Below are 18,592 nucleotides of genomic sequence, written 5' to 3'. Positions count from 1 at the left end.
CCGCTACTTTTTCTCGATGTTCCAGAAGACCGGCACGGGCGAGACCACGCTGCCGGTCACGTTCTTCCGGATGGCCATGGCGTTGTTGTACTGGCCGAGGAAGGCGTGCGTCGGCACTTCGGCGGCACGGAGTTGGAGCTTCTCGACGATCTGCTTGCGCTTGGCCTCATCGACCTCGTCGGCGAATTCGTCACGCAGGCGCGTGATCTCGGCGTCGCACGGCCAGCCGAACCAGGCCTTGTCGCAGGCCGCGCTGATGAAGCTGTAGGTCAGCGGATCTAGGGAATCGGCACCCGAGGTCGAGGTGATGAGGACGTTCCAGCCGCCCTTGTCCGGCGGATCCTTTTTCGCGCGGCGCGAAACCAGCGTCTGCCAGTCCATCGACTGCATGTCGACTTTCATGCCGGCCTTCTCCATCAGCGACTTGGCGATCGGGGCCATGTTCGTCAACACATAGAGATCGGTCGAATGCAGCAGCACGACCGGCGTGTTGTCGTAGCCGCCCTCGGCCAGCAGCTGTTTGGCCTTGGCGAAGTCGCTCTCGTACTTGTCGGCGAAACCGGCCGTCGCCTCGTACGGACCGCCGCACATGAACATGGCCTTGCAGACCGTGTAGTATTCGGGGTCGCCGATGACGCCGTTCAGGAAGTCCTTCTGGTTCAGCGCATAGAGCATCGCCTGCCGGTTCTTGGCATTGTCGAACGGCTTGAAAAGCTGGTTGAAGCGATAGATGTACTGGTTGCCCCACTTGTTGGTGGTCACCATCGAGACATTGCGGTCCTTCTTGAGCAGCGGATAGAGATCGTGCTGCGGCGCTTCGATGATGTCGATCTCGCCGGCCTGCAGCGCGTTCACCGCGGTCTGCTGGTCGGGGATGGCCACCCACTCGACCCGGTCCACCTTGGCGATCTTAGCCCCGGCGAGGCCTGACGGCGGCTCGGCCCGCGGCTTGTACTTGGGGTTCTTGACGTAGACCGTCTTGTCGCCGGGCTTCCACTCGTCGGCCTTGAAGATGAAGGGCCCGGAGCCCACGAACTCCTTGATCTGGTCGGTTCCCGGCGTCTCGGCGATGCGCTTGGGCATGATGAACGGATTGCCCGAGGGCTTGGACAAGGCCTGCAGCACGACGCCGGTCGGCGCCTTCAGCACGATCTGGAAGGTCTTGGCGTCGACCGCCTTCAGTTCGGCCACCTTGGCCCACAGGATGGTGCCCAGGCTGTCGCGCGACGCCCAGCGCTTCAGCGAGGCGATCACGTCCTCGGTGGTGACCGGCTGGCCGTCGTGGAACTCGAGCCCGTCGCGCAGCGTGAAGGTCCAGGTGAGCTTGTCGTCGCTCATCTTCCAGGTGTCGACCATCTGGGGCTTGATCTTGAGATCGCCGTCCAGCGCGAACAGCGTGTCGTAGATCATGTAGCCGTGATTGCGCACGATGAAGGCCGTGGTCCAGATCGGATCCAGGATCTTCAGGTCCGAATGCGCCACGACCCGCAGCGTCGAAGGCTGCTGTGCCATGACACCGGCCGGCACCGTAAGGCCGACCGCCGCGATCAATCCAAGTATTGCCTTACGCACGCATGCCTCCTTGTTTGTTGTCCGCGAGGACCATTGCCGCCGCCTTGTCGGCGATCATGATCGTGGGTGTGTTTGTGTTGCCCGAGGTGATGGTCGGCATGACCGACGCGTCGATCACGCGCAGCCCCTGGAGTCCGATGACCCGCAGCCGTTCGTCGACCACGGCATGGGGATCAGACGGCAGCCCCATCTTCGCCGTGCCCACCGGGTGGAAGATCGTGGTGCCGATATCGCCGGCCGCCTTGGCGAGAGACGCATCGTCGTCGCCGACACCGGGGCCCGGCAGATATTCCTCCGGATGGTAGGGCTGCAGTGCGGGCTGGCGCATCAGGCGTCGCGTCACGCGGATCGCGTCGGCCGCCACGGTGCGGTCCTCGTAGGTCGCGAGATAGTTGGGCGCGATGATCGGTTTGGCCGACGGATCGGCGGAACGCAGCCGGACGGTGCCGCGCGAGGTCGGGCGAAGGTTGCAGGCGCTCACCGTGATCGCCGGGAAGCGATGCAGCGGCTCGCCGAACTTGTCGAGGGACAAAGGCTGGACATGGAACTCGATGTTCGACCTTTCCTGATCCGGCGAGGAGCGCGTGAAGATACCGAGCTGCGAGGGCGACATGGTGAGCGGCCCCTTCTGCAGCAATGCATATTGCATGCCCATCAGCGCCCGGCCGACCAGCGAGTGATAGCTCATGTTGAGCGTCTTCACGCCGTTGACCTTGTAGATGGCGCGCTGCTGCAGATGATCCTGCAGGTTCCGCCCGACGCCCTCGCGCGCCTGCAGCAGCGGGATGCCGAGTTCGCCCAGCCAGTCGGGGGCACCGATGCCGGAAAGCTGCAGGATCTGCGGTGAGCCGATCGCGCCGGCCGCGAGGATGATCTCACCGCCGGCCCGCGCCTCGACGAGGCGGCCGTCCTGGCGGTAGACCACGCCGGTGCAGCGCTTGCCGTCGAACGACAGCTTCTCGACCAGCACGCCGGTTTCCAGCCGGAGGTTCGGCCGCTTGAGCACCGGCTTCAGGAAGGCGCGTGCCGCCGACATGCGGATGCCGCGCTTCTGGTTGACGTGGAAATAGCCGACGCCGGTATTGTCGCCGGTGTTGAAGTCCGCGGTCTGCGGGATGCCCATCTCGGTCGCGGCCTTGATCACCGCGTCGAGCACTTCCCAGCGCACGCGCGATTCCTCGACCCGCCATTCGCCGCCGGCACCGTGATGCTCGGTATCGCCCAGGAAGTGGTTGTCGAGCTTGCGGAAGACCGGCGCGACATCGTCCCAGCCCCAGCCGGTGAGGCCGAGCTGCCGCCAGTGGTCGTAATCCTGCGACTGGCCGCGCATCGAGATCATGCCGTTGATCGCCGAGCAGCCGCCGATCACCTTGCCGCGCGGATAGTTGAGCGCGCGGCCGTTGAGCCCGGGCTCTTTCTCGGTCTGGAACATCCAGTCAGCGCGTGGATTGCCGATCGCGAAGAGATAGCCGGCCGGAACGTGGAACCAGATCCAGTTGTCGCGACCGCCCGCCTCGAGCACCAGCACGCGGTTTCGCGGATCGGCGGAGAGCCGGTTGGCGAGCACACATCCGGCCGAACCGGCGCCCACGATGATGTAGTCGAAGTCCCCATCGAGACGGGAAGCAGCGGTGTCAGTCATGGTGCGAGCCGTAGCACACAAGCCGACCCGCGAAACAGTAGGAGCATTGCCCTGTCCTCCAGACGGCGCATAATTCCCGCATCAAAAACAAAGGGAGCCAAACGCCATGCAATACAAGCGCATTTCGGCCGATAGCCACCTCGACCTGCCGTGGATGCCGCCGGACCTGTTCACGTCGATGGCGCCGCGCGATCTCAAGGACCGCATGCCCTACGTCACCGACACCGACGACGGGCCGAAATGGGTGGCAAAGAACGGCGCCTCGTTCGGCTTCAAGAACGGCGTCGGCCCGTCCGGCTCCAAGTTCGTACCCGGCAAGCACGGGCGCGTCGACATCATGGCCGAGACCGGCCTCTATGCCGACGGCGCCAAGGACATCCGGCGCATCTCCGATCCGCACCTGCGCATCAAGGACCTCGATCGCGACGGCGTCGACGCCGAGGTGATCTACGGCATCCTGGGCGCCGCCAGTCGCCTCAACGACCGCGAGGCCGGCAACGAGATGCTGCGCATCTACAACGACTGGCTGAAGGATTTCTGCAGCCACTATCCCGACAGGCATATCGGCCTGGCCTGCCTGCCCTACGGCGACATCGACGCCGCCGTCGAAGAGATCTACCGGGTCGCCAAAATGGGCATCAAGGGCCTGGAGCTCTCCTGCTCCTGGGACATGGAGCCGATGTGGCATCCGATGTGGGACCCGCTGTGGAAGGCGGTGAACGACGTGCAGCTCCCGCTGCACTTCCACACCTTCCCCAACGTGCCGCCCGGCACCATCGAGAAGTATCCCGGCCGGGTCGGCCGCTCGGTGTTCTTCACCGTGGTCTCGGGCTTCCAGATGAACCTGGTCAACATCCTGGCCGCGATCATGGGTGCCAATGTGCTGGAGCGCTTCCCCAACGTCCGCATCGCCTTCGGCGAATCGGGCTGCGGCTGGATCCCCTACGCGCTCGACCGCATGGACTTCGAATGGGAGGACCGCTTCACCGACCTCGGCATGAAGATGAAGCCCAGCGACTACTGGCGCCGCCAGTGCAAGGCCACGTTCCAGTTCGACCGCATCGGCGCCAAGCTGATCGACGACATGGGCGCGGAGAGCCTGATGTGGGGCTCCGACTACCCGCACGGCGACGGCGTCTGGCCGCACTCCGACAAATACATCAAGGAGCAGTTCGCCGAAGTGCCGGCCGAGCAGGTGAAGATGATCACCTGCACCAACGCCGGCAAGTTCTACGGACTGATCAATTAACCTGGCTTAAGAGCGAAGATCATTTCTTCGCCCGTCAAACGGGGGCGAGAAACATGAGTCAGACAAGATCGCCCTTCGACACGGTGTGACGGAGGGCGAAGACCTCACCCTCGGGCGCGTGCCGGGCACGTGCTGCCTGGGCCGCTTCGACCGACCAGAAGAAGGCGACCAGCGCCCGCTCGATCTGCAGGTCGGGCGCGCCGCGCAGGTCTTTCTCGGCCGTCCGCGCCTGCCCGACGTTCGCGCGGCCGCTGAGCAGGTCGACGCGGGCCGTCTCCGGCGAGGCAAGTCTGTCGAACGGCGCGATGTTGCTGCCCTTCATGCGCAAGGTGAGGACGGCCGCGCCGATGCCCTCGCCCCAGCGCTGCTCGACCGCGCAGACGGTGCGCGAGGTGTTGCGGAACTTCGGGAAGATCGCGCGGCTCATCTCGCTGGGGCTGCGCAGTCGGGCGTAGTAGGTCTCACTGTCGAAGGCGGCGGCATTCTCGGCATCGTAGAACAGCAGGTAGCGGCCGGGTCGCGTCACTCCCTTGAAGCGGCTGCCGCGCTGCCAGCCGGGACAGGAGACGCGTTCCGCGAGATGCTCGCGACTGTGCCAATGCTCGAAGAAGGCATCGTCCGCCTGTTCGATGTCGACCCAGATGGCGAGGACTGCCTTGCCACCGGTGCTCAACGGCCTTCCGCCTTCTTTTCGTACGTGATCTTGTCGATGTAGGTCGGCATCAGCGCCGATACCACGAAAGCCATGTGGGTGACGACCAGCGCGAAGAACCAGTGGTCCTGTCACCGGCCCCCAGGCACATGTCGAGCTTCCTGGAGGCCATCGTGGACATGCGTCGGCTCACTCGCTGGAAGTCGAGCAGGCTGCCCTGACGGCCTGCGTGAAGATCACGATCTCCGCGCGGCGATCATGGTCGGTGGCCGGCACATAGGGCGGCTGCGGCAGGGCGGCGAGAGTGACCACCACCAAATCCTCGCCCCGGAAGATGTCGATCCGTTGACCGGCATGACCCAGCGCCGCCATCACGCCATCCCCCAGCCACCAGCTATAACCATAATGCGTGATGTCGGGGACGGACGGCGCGGGGACCTTGAAGGCCGGTGTCGCCGCGGCCTCGACCCAGCCCTCGCGCAGCACGCGCACCCCGTCGATGACACCATCGTTGCGGACGAACTCGGCAAAGCGGCCGAAGTCGCGCAGGACCATGCCGGCGCGGCTACCGCCGATCTCCTGCCCGCCATCGCTCTCCAGCGTATAGAAGGCGTCGCATTCCATGCCGGCCGGCTGCCAGACCTTCTCCGACATGTAGTCGGCCAGCGGCTTGCCCACGGCCTTCGTGAGCGCCGCGCCCAGCAGGAACGTGTCGCCCGAATTATAGAGGAAGGTGCTGCCCGGCGGATGGGCGCGCGGCAGCGAGGCCATCAGTTTCAGCGCGCCGTCGGGCACCTTGTCGGCCAGCGACTTGCTGTAGCGGTTCACGTCGGAATTGCGGTCGGGATAGACCTCGGTCCAGCGTACGCCCGACGACATGGTCAGGACATGCCGCAGAGTCACGCTCTCGTACGCGGAGTCCCTGAGCGCCGGCAGATAGTCCGTCAGCGGATCGTCGATCGACCCGATGGCGCCGTCGCGGACCGCGGCGCCGACCAGCATCGCGGTCATGGACTTCACCGTCGACATGGTCGACCAGCGGTCGTGCTCCTGGAGGCCAAGCCCGTAGCGTTCCAGCACGATCCTGCCGCGATGGATCACGAGGACACCCGCCATCACATTGCGGTCCATGAACGAGGCGACGTCGTGTTGGCGGCCGCCGGCGACGTAGACCGGCGCGATCTCGGTCCCGCGCGGCAGCTCGCGGAGATTGGGGCCGCGCCGGATCGTGCGGTGGGCGAACAGCCTGTCGACGTTGCGATAGGCGTAGGGCTGAATGGACGGCGGGAGGAGCAGGAAGTCCTCGCCCCGCGGAAGATGCTGGCGCGGGAGGGCCGTGCTCAGGAAAACGCCTTGAAGGTGATCAGGGTGAACGTATCCTTCACGCCCGGCAGCGTCTGGATCTCGCTGGTCACGAAATGGCCGATGTCGGTCTTTTCGTCGAGGTAGCACTTCATCAGGAGATCGTATTGCCCGGAGGTCGAATAGACCTCCGACACCTGCTCGACGGCGACGGCACTGTCGGCAACCTCATAGGCCTTGCCGAGCTCGCACTTCACCATGACGAAAATGGTCTGCATGTACGCCCTCCGCCGCGACGCGCGATACTAGCGCGCCGAGCGGGCGAGGAAAGCCGGTACGTGATCGCCGAGACCCATCGGAGCCGGCGAGTCGTCACGGTCGCGACGATCCTGACGCGGACGGTCGGACCGCTCCGGGCGGCGCTCCCGCGGCGGACGCGCTTCGCGCTCGGGGCGCGGCTCGCGCTCGGGACGTGCCTCGCGCTCCGGGCGCGGCTCGCGATTCGGGCGCTCCGCCCGCGGCTCACGCGGCGGACGCGCTTCGCGTTCCGGACGGACTTCGCGCTCGGGACGGGCTTCCGGCGCTGGACGCGCCGCGCGCTCGGGCCCGGCGGCCTGCTCGGCGCGCGCTTCCTTCGGCGGACGGCTGCTGCTGCTACGGCCACGGCTGCTGCTGCTCGACCCGGCGCGTCCACGGCCTCGCCCGCGACGGCGTCCGTCGGACGGTTCGAAGGCAAGGAGCTCCATGCCCGGGACTTCGACCCGCGGGATGGTGGTGCCGATCAGCTTCTCGATCGCCTCGACGAGGGGGCCCTCGTCCGGCGAGGCCAGCGTGAACGAATGACCGGTATTGCCGGCTCGGCCGGTGCGACCGATGCGATGGACATAGTCCTCGGGAGAGAGCGGAACGTCGAAATTGAACACGTGGCTCATCGCCACGATGTCGAGGCCGCGGGCGGCGACATCGGACGCGACCAGGATCTGGATCTCGCCCTGCTTGAACTTCTCCAGGGTCTCCATACGCGCGGGCTGGCTCATGTCGCCATGCAGCGCCCCGGCGTTGAAGCCGTGCTTCTTGAGCGACCCCTGCAGGATGGCCACGTCCTTCTTGCGGTTGCAGAAGACGATCGCGTTCTTGATGTCCTGTTCCTTGATCAGGGCCCGCAGCGCCTCGCGCTTGTCGTCTTCCTGCACGACCACGAGACCCTGCACGATGTTCTTGGAGGCCGAGGCCGGCGCCGACACCGTGACTTCCTTCGGATTGCTGAGGAAGCGGTCGGCCAGGCGCTTGATCTCCGGCGGCATGGTGGCCGAGAAGAACAGGGTCTGGCGCAGTGGGGGCAGGGTGGCGACGATGCGCTCGACGTCGGGGATGAAGCCCATGTCGAGCATGCGGTCGGCTTCGTCGATCACCAGGATCTTGACGTCGTTCAGCAGGATGCCGCCGCGCTCGAAATGATCGAGCAGTCGGCCGGGGGTCGCGATCAGGACGTCGGCACCGCGTTCGAGGGCGCGCTCCTGGTCGGGGAAGCTCACGCCGCCGATCAGCAGCGCCATGTTGAGCTTGTGGTACTTGCCGTAGATTTCGAAGTTCTCGGCCACCTGGGCGGCCAGTTCGCGCGTCGGCTCAAGGATGAGCGATCGCGGCATCCGCGCCTTGGCGCGGCCCTCCGAGAGAATGTCGATCATCGGGAGGACGAAGGAGGCAGTCTTGCCGGTGCCCGTCTGGGCGCATCCGAGGACATCGCGACCCATCAGGCAGATGGGGATGGCCTTTTCCTGGATGAGGGTAGGCGTCGTGTAGCCCTTTTCGGCCACTGCCTGCAGTACCGGGGCGCTGAGCCCCAAACTCTCAAAACTCATTTAATTTCCGTGGTTTAGTCCATTCTTTCCGCTGGACTTGGAGCAGTCGCATAAGGCTCGAGGATCGAGCTAGACCGCTGGGCGGACCCCATATGACCCCTTGAAGGGGCCAAGTCAATGCGAGCGGGCGCGGGGCAGCCCGGCGGCAAGGTCAGGCCTTGATCTCGATTTCGACGAAAACGAACTCGAAATCGTTGGGATTGATGACGTCGTGCTCGACCCCGGTCTGCCGGGAATAGGACACGCCGGCCCTCAGCGGTGCCGGCACGGTGGCCTTGCCGTCGAAGATGTGCAGCTCGCCCGTGGTGATGGGCACCACGACATAGTCGTGGTCGTGACGGTGCCAGCCGGTGTGGCTGCCCGGCGGGAAGCGCCACTCCGTCACGATGACACGATCATTCTCGGCCTGGACCGAGGGCTTGGCGAGGGGACGTTCCGTCTGGGTCATGCGCGAAAGCTAATGCCTCGCGCAGCGTTTGTAAGGTGACACGAGGGCGCGGCCTGATATCGTGCATATGCACGCAATTGGAGTCCCGCCCTGTCGCACCCCCTTCTCACCGCGCCCATCGGCAAGAGCCTGTGGAAGCTGTCGGCCCCCACGACCGCCGTCATGATCGTGCAGACCTTCGTGGCCATTGCCGAGACCTTCATCTTCGGCCGGCTGGGGACCGACACCCTGGCGGGCTTCGCGCTGGTCTTCCCGCTTATGATGATGATGACCATGATGGCGGCGGGCGGCATGGGCGGTGGCGTGGCGGCGGCCACGGCCCGCACCTTGGGCGCCGGCCGCACCAAGGATGCGCGAGCGTTGGTGCTGCATGCGCTGGTCCTCGGCGCGGCGCTGGCGCTGCTCTTCACCCTGCTCGCCTGGACGGCCGCGCCCTCGCTCTATCGCATGCTGGGCGGCGAAGGCGCCGCGCTCGCCAATGCCCTCACCTACTCCCACGTGCTGTTCACGGGCTCGCTGTTCATCTGGGCCAACTTCTTCCTGTCGGCCCTGCTGCGCGGCGGCGGCGACGCGGCCACGCCCGGCCGCTACATGCTCTTATCCTCGATCGCCCAGGTGCCCCTCTCCTACGTGTTGGCGCTGGGCATCGGCGGATGGCCCGGCATGGGCATGGCGGGGCCCGCCGTCTCCTCTTTGCTGACGTCGGCCGTCTCGGCCCTGTTGCAGGCGCGCGCCCTGTGGAGCGGCAAGCTCGGCTTCGTCCCGGCAACGACCGGCATTCCTCTCCAAGGCCGGCTGTTCTGGGAGATCCTGCGGGTCGGCCTGATCGCCTCCTTCTCCGCCTTCACGGCGAATCTGACGGCCATGCTGGTCACCGGCCTCGTCGGCCGCTTCGGCATCGCCGCGCTGGCCGGCTACGGCATCGGCGTGCGGCTCGAATTCATGCTCGTGCCGCTGGCCTTCGGCATCGGCTCCGGCCTCACGACCATCGTGGGCGTGGCCGCCGGCGCCAACGACTGGCGACGTGCCGTGCGGGCGGCCTGGATCGGCAGCCTGGTGGCCGGTCTCGGCATTGGCGCCTTCGGCTGGGTCGTGGCGCTGTTTCCGGAAGGCTGGGCCCGGCTCTTCACCAACGATCCCGACGTGATCGCCGCGACCGTGGCCTACGTGACGCGCGTCGCGCCGTTCTACTTCGTGTTCGGCATCGGCATGACCTTGTCCTTCGCCAGCCAGGGCGCGGGCCGCATGAAGGCGCCTTTCGCCGCCGGCGTGACGCGCCTGTTCGTGGCGTCGCTGGGCGGCTGGTTCGCCATCGAGCATCTCGGCTGGGGCCTGCCCGGAGTCTTCACAGCCATCGCGGTCGGCATCGTCACCTTCGGCAGCCTGGTCGCCGGGCCGTTGCTCGTGCACCCCTGGCGCGGACGGGCGTAACGGGGGCGTGATAGGCTCGCCTCCTCACAGGAGGAAGCGATGCAACGGCCTTCGATCATCCGGACCTGGAACCGCAACGAAGCCGACGAGGAAGCAATGGGCGCCGCCCATGCGCCGATCTGGCGGCGCATGATCGACGTTTCGATCCATGAGGACCTGCGTTCGTCGACCCTGCTCGATTACGGCTGCAATCAGGGTGGCTTCCTGCGGATGCTGTACGACCGCCACCCGTTCAAGGCGGGCGTCGGCATCGACATCGCGCGGGAGTCGGTGGACCGCGCCGCGCTGCTGAAGGGGCATCGCCCGATCGACTACAAGGTGAGCGAGAGTGCGGCCGCGCTCGGCCGGACGTTCGACTTCGCCTTCAGCCACGAAGTGCTCTACCTGCTGCCCGACCTCGCCGCGCACGCGAGCGACATCAAGGCGGCGCTGAAGCCGGGCGGCACCTATGTCGCGGCCATGGGCTGCCACAAGGACAGCGCCGTTTGGCCGCGTTGGCGCAAGGTGATCGCCGGGACCTCGTCGATCCCGCTCTACGACCACTCGCTCGACGCCGTCGCCAAGGCGTTCAGCGACGCGGGCTTCCATGTCGGCGTGCGCCCCCTCGACCTCGACGCCTTCATGCCGGTGACGGTGGGCAGCGAGTATTTTCCCAAGATCGTGGACCAGCTGCGCTATTACAGCCAGGACAAGGTCCTGTTCCGCTTCGTCCGCGCTCCCTAGGAGATACCCTCATGGCAATGCCGGCCCTGCCGTTCGTCACCGCCTTCTATGCCGCCCTCACGGGGCTTCTCTGTGTGCTGCTTGCTTCGCTGGTGATCCGTCAGCGCTTCCGGAGCCGGGTCAGCCTCGGCGATGGCGGCGATGCCGAGATGAGCCGCATGAGCCGGGTCTTCGGGAACTTCGCCGAATACGCCGCGCTTGTCCTGGTCCTGCTGGCGCTGCTCGAGATCAACGGCGGCTCGCGCGTGCTGGTCCATGCGCTGGGCATCGGCTTCATCGTCGCGCGGCTCGCCCATGCCTTCGGGCTTGCCCGCACGGCGGATACCAACCCCGGCCGCGCGGCCGGCATCGTGCTCACGCTGCTGGTGATCCTCGTGGCGTCGATCGCCCTGCTGATGATCGTGGCGCGGAAGATCTTCGTCTAGCCGCGCACCCCGAGCTGGCGCAGCGAGCGGTCGATCCAGAGGGCGCCGATCTTTTCCTGCACGGAGTTCTGGCGCAGGCGCTGGCGCAGATTGTTGAAATCGACCAGGTCGAGCCGCTGGTCCTGGTTGAAGCAGGAGAAGACCACCGTCTCCTTGCCGGTCTCCGGATCCCGGTGGAGCTGCAGGCACTGGGCGCAGATCTCCTTCATCATGCATTGCATGGGGGAGTTGATCGAGCCGAAGGCCAGGTGCTCGGGCTTCAGGTACGGCTTCAACGCCGCATGCCGCGCCAGGCGCACCGCGTTCATCATGCCGTCGGAGCCGATGGCCACGATGCGATCGGCGGCGCTGTAGGGGATCGGCTGGTCGCCGAGTTCGCCCGACGCGTAAAGGCGCATCGCCTCGACGATGTTGGTGACGACCGACTTGTCCTGCGGCCGGCCCGGTGCAAAGCCCGGCGCCTCGTCGCAGCACCAGACGACGACGTCGGCCGCGGCCTCGATCTCCTCGACCTTGTAGCGGTCGATCATGCGCTTGTAGCCGGCGAAGTAGAGCACCTTGCTGCCGGCCTTGCGGAAGGCCTGGCCGATCGAGAAGAGCACGGCGTTGCCGAGGCCGCCGCCCACCAGCACGACGGTCTCGCCCGGTTCGATCTCGGTCGGCGCGCCGGTCGGTCCCATGACGATCACCGGCTCGCCGGGCTTCAGCATCGCGCACAGGTCGGACGAGCCGCCCATTTCCAGGGCGATCAGCGACAGCAGGCCCTTCTCCTTGTCGACCCAGGCCCCGGTGAGCGCGAGGCCCTCCATGGTGAGGAGCGTGCCCTCGGCGCGCAGGGAGCGCGCCTCATAGTTCTGCAGGCGGTAGAATTGGCCGGGCTCGAAGTTGCGGGCCGCCGCCTGCGCCTCGACGATGATTTCGATGATGGTGGGCGTCAGCCGGTCGACGCGGACCACGCGGGCACGCCACGATCGGTTCGCCTCATCGAGAATCTCCGCCGGGGTGCGCCTGGGCGGCGGCAGCGCCGTCATCGCCCGCGTCAGCACCGAATAGCCCTGCTTGGCCCCGCCCATCGCCTTCACGACATTGCCGGCGAACGAGGGATGCAGGTCGCCGAAGAACGACATGAAGCGATCGTCGGCGTGGCGGTACATCAGCACGCGCACGTCGCCCGGCTTGCAGACTCGCTCGGGCGTCACTTGATTGCCGGCCTCGTCGAGGGCGCGGAAATACTTGCCGTCGATGAAGGCATGGGTCGCATCCTCGCGCGCCAGCACCGTGTTGGGCTGCGTGCCGGCGGCGACGAGGATCGTGCGCGCCGGCAGGGTCGCCTCGACCGGGACGCCGTTCTGCTCGCCCGCGACCTTCAGCGCCCTGGCCTGTCCCGCCTCGTCGATCTCGACCGCGACGGGTGACAGGCCCTCGACGAAGCGGATGTCTTCCTCGAGCGCCTTGAGTACTTCCTCATGGTTCAACGTATAAGACGGCGAGTCGATCAGCCGGCGGCGATAGACCAGCGACACGCCGCCCCAGCCATTGACCAGCTTGGCGATCGCAGGCTCGCGGCCCTCGCGCGCCGCCCGTTCGCGCTCCGCCCGGATCGCACGGGCGTGAGCGATGAACTCCCCGGCGATCTCGCGCTCTTCCGGCGACCAGTTCGCGCCTACCGCGGCCTCGCCGCGCTCGGCAACCAGCGTCTCGTGGCGGGCGAGGAACTTCTCGACCTGCAGCGGATAGTAAGCCAGCGATTCGGTTGCGGTATCGATTGCAGTGAGACCGCCGCCGATCACCACGACCGGCAGGCGGATCTGCAGGTTGGCGATGGAGTCCTTCTTGGCCGCGCCCGTGAGCTGCAGTGCCATCAGGAAGTCCGATGCCGCGCGTACGCCACGCGCCAGGCCGTTGGGCAGGTCGAGCACGGTCGGCTTGCCCGCGCCGGCACACAGCGCGATGTGGTCGAAGCCCATCGCGAAGGCGCTCTCGACCGTCACCGTGCCGCCGAAACGCACGCCGCCGAACATCGAGAACTGCGCGCGACGTTCCAGCAGCAGCCGCACCATCTTCAGGTAGTTCTTGTCCCAGCGCACCGTGATGCCGTACTCGGCGACACCGCCGAAGCCCGCCATCGCTCGCTCGCCGAGATTCTCGCGCAAGGTCGCTGCGTCCTTCACCGCCGCGAAGGGCACGCGCGTGCCGTCCAGGGCGACGCCCGACTGCGTCTCGGGCAGAGGCTCGATCTTCAGCCCGTCGATGCCGACCACGGTGTGGCCGTCGTTCATCAGATGGTGCGCCAGGTTGAAGCCTGCGGGACCGAGACCGACCACCAGCACGGTGCGTCCCGTGGAGGGACGCGGAATCGGACGGCGCAGGTTGAGCGGATTCCAGCGCGTCAGCAGCGAGTAGATCTCGAAACCCCACGGCAGGCCCAGCACGTCCTTCAGGGTGCGGGTCTCGATCTGCGGGATATCGACCGGTTCCTGCTTCTGGTAGATGCAGGCCTTCATGCAGTCGTTACAGATGCGATGCCCGGTGGCCGCCAGCAGCGGATTGTCGACCGCCGCCATCGCCAGAGCGCCGATGGAGAAGCCCTCGCTCTTCAGCAGGTTCATCTCCGAGATTTTCTCTTCGAGCGGACAGCCCGCGAGCGTCACACCGAACGGCGATTTCTGGAACGCGCCGGTCTTGCGATCCCTGAGACCGCGCGAGCAGCTGTCCTTGCCCTGGTTGTGGCACCAGATGCAGTAGGTGGCGTGGTCGAGGGCGCGCACCAGGTCGAAGCCATGGTCGGTCAGGGCAAAGCCCTCGCGATGGCGCAGCATCGGCCGCGGCAGCTTCATGCGCGTCACGCCATCGACGATCTCGGTCTCGATCGGGACCAGATGCTCGAAGTCGAGCTTGTGCGGCACCTTGAACAGCGGCCCGTCCTGATGCCGGCGCCTGCCCTCGGGATGATGCAGCGCCCAGGCGGCGTAGCGCGTCAGCGCCTCGACCTCCGGCGTCGGCGCCTCGACCTTGAACTCGGCTCCGATCAGCTCGCGAACGGCCAGCGCGAAGGCCAGTTCCCAGGCTTCGAGGCCGGCCTCGAAGGTGACGGGCAGGTTCACGGCTTCCGTGACGGCGGCGCCGTTCAGGGCGGCGGCGGCCTCGGGCTTGAGGGCGCGGGCGGCGTAGCGCTGCACGAACAGGCGCTTGCAGTCGTAGAGCGGGGCCAGTCGCCTGTGGCGGGCGCGCAGGTCGGCCGCTTCGCCCGCAACGCCGAAGAGCGCCCCGATGAAATCCTCGAGCGGCCGCGCCAGCTCGATCAGGAGATTGGACTCGTCCTTGGCCGCCATCGCCTCCGGCGCGGCCCGCGCCGCCAACAGGCGGGCATGGACGTCCACATTCGCATCCTTGAGCCACTCGACGAAGGCGGCGTCCAATCCGACCAGGCCTTCGCGATCGTAGAAATCACTGAAGCTCGACCCGAAGGTGACCGGCGGGGCCAGCGGGGACGCAGTCATTGCGATGTTCCGGAACGATGGATGAAAATTGTTCGTATGCGAACCGTTAAACAAGGCGGACGGCGAGCGCAAGACGCCCGATGACGACGCCCTTCGCGACATTTATGCCTGATGACGGCGGCCCGCGCTTCGCCCATGTTCCGGCGGCCATGCAGCAAGTCCCCGCCTCCGTGCGCCAGTGGCTGATCGTCGTCGCCGGCATGATCTTCTTCATGATCGTGATCGGCGCACTGACGCGGCTCACCGAATCGGGCCTCTCGATGGTCGAGTGGCGGCCGGTCACCGGCTGGCTTCCGCCGCTTTCGGATGCGGCGTGGCAGGCGGAGCTGCAGAAGTATCTGTCTTCGCCGCAGGGCCGCCTGGTGAACCGCGACTTCACCGTGCCCGAGTTCCGCGAGATCTTCTGGCTTGAGTACATCCACCGTCTCTGGGGCCGGCTGATCGGTCTCGTCTTCGCCCTGCCGCTGGCCTGGTTCTGGTGGCGCGGCGCCCTCACCCCCTACCTCAAGCCACGCCTCCTTGCCCTGCTCGTGCTGGGCGGCCTGCAAGGCGCGATGGGTTGGGCGATGGTGGCCTCGGGTCTCGTCGACCGGCCTTCGGTCAGCCACTACCGCCTCGCCGCCCACCTGCTGCTCGCGATCGTCCTCTACGCCTACACGGTCTGGCTGATCCTCGAACTGACGCCCGGGGGCGTGCGCCGCGGCGACGCCAAGACCGCGCGCAAGGCCACGGCGCTGATCGCCTTCCTGCTGGTCGTGCTGGTCTGGGGCGCCTTCATGGCCGGCCTGCGCGCCGGCACCGCGCACAGCACCTTCCCCGACATGTCGGGCTACTGGATTCCGCCCGGCCTGTTCGACCTCTCACCGGCGTGGATCAACCTCTTCGAGAACGGCACGACCATCCAGTTCGTGCATCGCTGGCTGGCCAAGCTGCTGGTGCTGGGCGTGCTGGTCATGGCCTGGCGGGCACCACGCTCGGAGACGCTTGCAGCGGCCGGCATGGCCTTCGTGCAGCTGGGGCTCGGGGTCGCCACCATCCTGAGCGGCGTCAGCATCCCGATCGCCACGCTGCATCAGGCGGGCGCCGTGCTTCTCCTGACGACGCTCCTGGTCGTCCGCCACCGCGCCCGGGCGTAGCTCACGCCAGGCGGCCGGCGTGCCGCCACCAGGACGCGGGAAGCCGCGAGGCCGCACGCTCTGCTTCCTCGACCGAGCCGTAGAGGGCGAAACAGGTGGCCCCGCTGCCGCTCATCGCGACATGGGCGGCGCCCTCGCTGCGCTGCAGGTGGTCGAGGACGTCCGCAACCTCCGGCCGGAGCGAGATCGCGGCCTGCGTCAGATCATTGCCGCGCCGCCCGAGGTCGCGCGCCAGATCGGCCAGATCGCGCCAGCCGCTGCCGAGCGGCCGCGCCGGCGAGAAGCTTCCCTGTCGGGCGCCGAAGACGGCGGGCGTGGGGAGTGCCACCCCGGGATTGACCAGCAGAATGGCGCAGTCAGGCAAGGCGGGAACAGGGGCGAGACACTCGCCGATGCCGGTCGCCAGGGCCGGCCGCCCGGCCAGGCACATCGGCACATCGGCGCCCAACACCGCGGCGAGATCGAACAGCTCCTCCTGGGGCATGGCCACGCGCCACAGGTCGATCAAGGCCAGGAGCGCCGCCGCGGCATCGGCCGACCCGCCGCCCAGGCCGGCCGCCACGGGAATGCGCTTGGTGAGACGCAGCGCGGCGCGCGGCGCCACGCCGGCCCGGCCGGCCAACAGGCGCGCCGCCTTCAGGACGAGATTGTCCGGATCCCCGTCGAGCGCGGGCGCTTCCGGTCCCACCACGTCCAGCGACAAGGTCGACGCAGGCGCGACCTCGAGCTCGTCGGCGAGATCGGTGAAGGCCACCAGCGAGTCGAGCAGATGAAAGCCGTCGGCACGGCGGCCGACGACGTTCAGCCAGAGATTGACCTTGGCCCGCGCGAGCGGCACGCCTCCTGCCCTTCGATCAGCCGCCCTGCTTGCTGTCGGCGGCCTTCTCGTAGACCGTCGGCTTGTCGTTCGACGGGTTCAGGCCGTTGGCGATCTTGTCCTGGATGACCGGCAGACGGTCCTTGTCGGGATTCTGATGCAGCGCGCGCTCCCACTGGAAGCGCGCCTCGCGACGGCGGCCGACATGCCAGTAGGCGTCGCCGAGATGATCGGTGATCGTCGAATCGTCGCCCTTCTGCTCGGTCGCGCGCTCCAGCCACTCCACCGCCTTCTCGAACTGGCCGAGCCGGTAGTAGGCCCAGCCCACGCTGTCGGTGATGGAACCGTCGTCGGGGCGCAGCTCGGTCGCGCGCTCCAGCATCTTCATGCCTTCCTGCAGGTGCAGGCCCTGGTCGATCCAGCTGTAGCCGAGATAGTTCAGCACGTAGGGCTGCTCGGGCGACAGTTCGAGCGCCTTCTTCATGTCGGCCTCGGCCTTGGGCCAGTTCTTGGTGCGCTCCAGCACGATGCCGCGGCCGAAATAGACCTGCCAGTGCCGCTCGTCGGGCTTGCCGAGGCGCGAGATCGCGGTGTCGTAGGCGGCGACCGCCTCGGCGAAACGATCCTTGCCGCGCAGCAGGTCGGCCAGGGTCAGGGCCGCGTCGATGCGATCAGGCTTCTCGGCCACCAGCGTCTTGAGGCGGGCGACCGCCTGGTCGAACTTGTCTTCCTGGGCGTCGAGTGCCGCCGTCCGCAGCCTCGCCTGCCAGTAGAGCGGCGACGTCGGAGCGATCTTGCCCAGGGCGGCGACCGCCTTGGGAATCTGGCCGAACTGCTCGTAGACGCCCGCGATCATCAGCCAGGCGAAATCCTGTTCGGGCTTCAGCGCCGTGGCGAGCTGATAGAAGATCAGCGCCAGGTCGGTGCGCTGGTTGCGCGGGTCGGCGGCGAGGATGCCGCCGATGTCGAACAGGATGTCGGCGATTCCCGAGGCCGGCGACGGCGGCTTGGGCATCGGCGCATTGGGGCCCATCAGCCCGTCCATGACGACGGAATCGCTGTAGCGCGTGCCGTAGGTCTTCAGGATCTCGCGCGCCTCGTCTGCCTTGCCGAGACGGCGCAGGCCTTCGGCCACCGCGATCGTGGTGCGCAGGCCGTTGCGGTCGATCGATATGGCGCGTCGGTACTTCGCCTCGGCGGCATCCTTGTCGCCCGCCATCTCGTCGATCTGGGCCTCGATCACCAGCGCCGGCGCTTCGGCACGCTCACCGGCTGCGGGCTTCAGGCGCGCCAGGAACGAACGAGCGGCCGCGAAATCCTTCTCGCCGGCCTTCAACCAGGCCATCACATATTCGCGCAGCGCGCCCAGCTGGTTCTCGGCGCCGATCTGGGTGAGCTGACGCTCGGCCGCCTTGTAGTCCCCCTTCTTGATCGACTCGATCGCCATCACGAGGTTGGCGAAACCGTCGCCGGGGCGTGTCGCCAGCACCGCGGGCGCCAGCTCGGCGGCGGAATCGACACGGCCCGCATACATGCGCAGGCGGAACACGGCATAGATCAGTTCCGGATCGAGCGGCGTCAGCGCCAGGGCCTGATCCATCTGGTCGGCCGCGGCATCGTAATCATGATCCTGCTCGCCCACCCGGGCGGCGAGGTAGCGGCCCTGAAGCGAGATGGGAGTCAGAAGCTGTCCGGGCTGGACGGCCGGCGGTCGGGTCGTCGGCGCGCGGGCGCCGCCTTGCGGGGCCGGGCCCTGCTGGGCCTGGCCGGGAAGAGGAAGAGCGAACAGCAGCGCTGCCGAAAGCAGCGCAAAGGGGGTGCGGTTCATCAGGC

General features: G+C 67.2%; 15 protein-coding genes. 5 read left to right on the top strand and 10 right to left on the bottom strand.

Annotation, left to right across the window (positions count from 1 at the left end; all coding sequences use genetic code 11):
• Nucleotides 1-3: 3 nt before the first annotated feature.
• The gene (locus ACO07I_RS22000) at nt 4-1,572 is read right to left on the bottom strand and encodes an ABC transporter substrate-binding protein (protein ID WP_422011126.1); all 1,569 of its coding nucleotides are present in this window, start codon (nt 1,570-1,572) and stop codon (nt 4-6) included.
• The gene (locus tag ACO07I_RS21995; protein ID WP_422011124.1) at nt 1,565-3,214 is read right to left on the bottom strand and encodes a GMC family oxidoreductase; all 1,650 of its coding nucleotides are present in this window, start codon (nt 3,212-3,214) and stop codon (nt 1,565-1,567) included. Before ACO07I_RS21995 ends, ACO07I_RS22000 begins: the two co-directional genes overlap by 8 nt.
• 106 nt (nt 3,215-3,320) lie before the next feature.
• Between ACO07I_RS21995 and ACO07I_RS21990 the strand changes: the two genes are divergently transcribed.
• Nucleotides 3,321-4,463, top strand: a complete 1,143-nt coding sequence (locus ACO07I_RS21990; protein ID WP_422011122.1) for an amidohydrolase family protein — start codon at nt 3,321-3,323, stop codon at nt 4,461-4,463.
• Between the two features lie 58 nt (nt 4,464-4,521).
• Here the strand turns inward: ACO07I_RS21990 and ACO07I_RS21985 are convergent, their stop codons facing one another.
• From ACO07I_RS21985 to ACO07I_RS21965, 5 genes are all read right to left on the bottom strand, one after another.
• Nucleotides 4,522-5,136 (bottom strand): hypothetical protein, encoded by a 615-nt coding sequence (locus ACO07I_RS21985; RefSeq protein WP_422011120.1) that lies wholly within the window; start codon nt 5,134-5,136, stop codon nt 4,522-4,524.
• 168 nt (nt 5,137-5,304) lie between these two features.
• Nucleotides 5,305-6,246, bottom strand: coding sequence for a serine hydrolase domain-containing protein (locus tag ACO07I_RS21980; protein ID WP_422011118.1), 942 nt, complete (start codon nt 6,244-6,246; stop codon nt 5,305-5,307).
• Nucleotides 6,247-6,455: 209 nt separating this feature from the next.
• Nucleotides 6,456-6,695: an Lrp/AsnC family transcriptional regulator gene (locus ACO07I_RS21975; protein ID WP_422011116.1), complete on the bottom strand. Its 240-nt coding sequence runs from the start codon at nt 6,693-6,695 to the stop codon at nt 6,456-6,458.
• Nucleotides 6,696-6,722: 27 nt separating this feature from the next.
• Nucleotides 6,723-8,279 (bottom strand): DEAD/DEAH box helicase, encoded by a 1,557-nt coding sequence (locus tag ACO07I_RS21970; protein ID WP_422011114.1) that lies wholly within the window; start codon nt 8,277-8,279, stop codon nt 6,723-6,725.
• A gap of 151 nt (nt 8,280-8,430) precedes the next feature.
• Nucleotides 8,431-8,727 (bottom strand): cupin domain-containing protein, encoded by a 297-nt coding sequence (locus ACO07I_RS21965; protein ID WP_298313297.1) that lies wholly within the window; start codon nt 8,725-8,727, stop codon nt 8,431-8,433.
• 90 nt (nt 8,728-8,817) lie between these two features.
• On the opposite strand from ACO07I_RS21965, the gene ACO07I_RS21960 reads away from it, so the two are divergent.
• The 3 genes from ACO07I_RS21960 to ACO07I_RS21950 are packed head-to-tail and all read left to right on the top strand — an operon-like array spanning nt 8,818 to nt 11,306.
• A complete protein-coding gene (locus ACO07I_RS21960; RefSeq protein ID WP_422018346.1) occupies nt 8,818-10,158 on the top strand; it encodes an MATE family efflux transporter in 1,341 nt (446 codons plus the stop codon).
• A gap of 39 nt (nt 10,159-10,197) precedes the next feature.
• The gene (locus tag ACO07I_RS21955; RefSeq protein ID WP_422011112.1) at nt 10,198-10,881 is read left to right on the top strand and encodes a class I SAM-dependent methyltransferase; all 684 of its coding nucleotides are present in this window, start codon (nt 10,198-10,200) and stop codon (nt 10,879-10,881) included.
• Between the two features lie 11 nt (nt 10,882-10,892).
• Entirely contained in the window at nt 10,893-11,306 is a 414-nt protein-coding gene (locus ACO07I_RS21950; RefSeq protein ID WP_422011110.1) for an MAPEG family protein, read from the top strand.
• Here the strand turns inward: ACO07I_RS21950 and ACO07I_RS21945 are convergent.
• Nucleotides 11,303-14,806 (bottom strand): FAD-dependent oxidoreductase, encoded by a 3,504-nt coding sequence (locus tag ACO07I_RS21945; protein ID WP_422011108.1) that lies wholly within the window; start codon nt 14,804-14,806, stop codon nt 11,303-11,305. The genes ACO07I_RS21950 and ACO07I_RS21945 overlap by 4 nt on opposite strands.
• A gap of 104 nt (nt 14,807-14,910) precedes the next feature.
• On the opposite strand from ACO07I_RS21945, the gene ACO07I_RS21940 reads away from it, so the two are divergent.
• Nucleotides 14,911-15,942: a COX15/CtaA family protein gene (locus ACO07I_RS21940; protein WP_422011106.1), complete on the top strand. Its 1,032-nt coding sequence runs from the start codon at nt 14,911-14,913 to the stop codon at nt 15,940-15,942.
• 1 nt (nt 15,943) lies between these two features.
• On the opposite strand, the gene ACO07I_RS21935 is transcribed toward ACO07I_RS21940, so the two are convergent.
• Together ACO07I_RS21935 and ACO07I_RS21930 are read right to left on the bottom strand one after the other, a co-directional pair.
• Complete coding sequence (locus tag ACO07I_RS21935; protein ID WP_422011104.1) at nt 15,944-16,780, bottom strand: 4-(cytidine 5'-diphospho)-2-C-methyl-D-erythritol kinase; 837 nt, start codon at nt 16,778-16,780, stop codon at nt 15,944-15,946.
• Nucleotides 16,781-16,796: 16 nt separating this feature from the next.
• Nucleotides 16,797-18,587 (bottom strand): tetratricopeptide repeat protein, encoded by a 1,791-nt coding sequence (locus ACO07I_RS21930; protein ID WP_422011102.1) that lies wholly within the window; start codon nt 18,585-18,587, stop codon nt 16,797-16,799.
• Between the last annotated feature and the right edge of the window lie 5 nt (nt 18,588-18,592).

The organism is Reyranella sp. (genome assembly GCF_965227665.1).
Classification (GTDB): Bacteria; Pseudomonadota; Alphaproteobacteria; order Reyranellales; family Reyranellaceae; genus Reyranella.
This window is presented reverse-complemented; position numbering and strand designations above follow the sequence as displayed.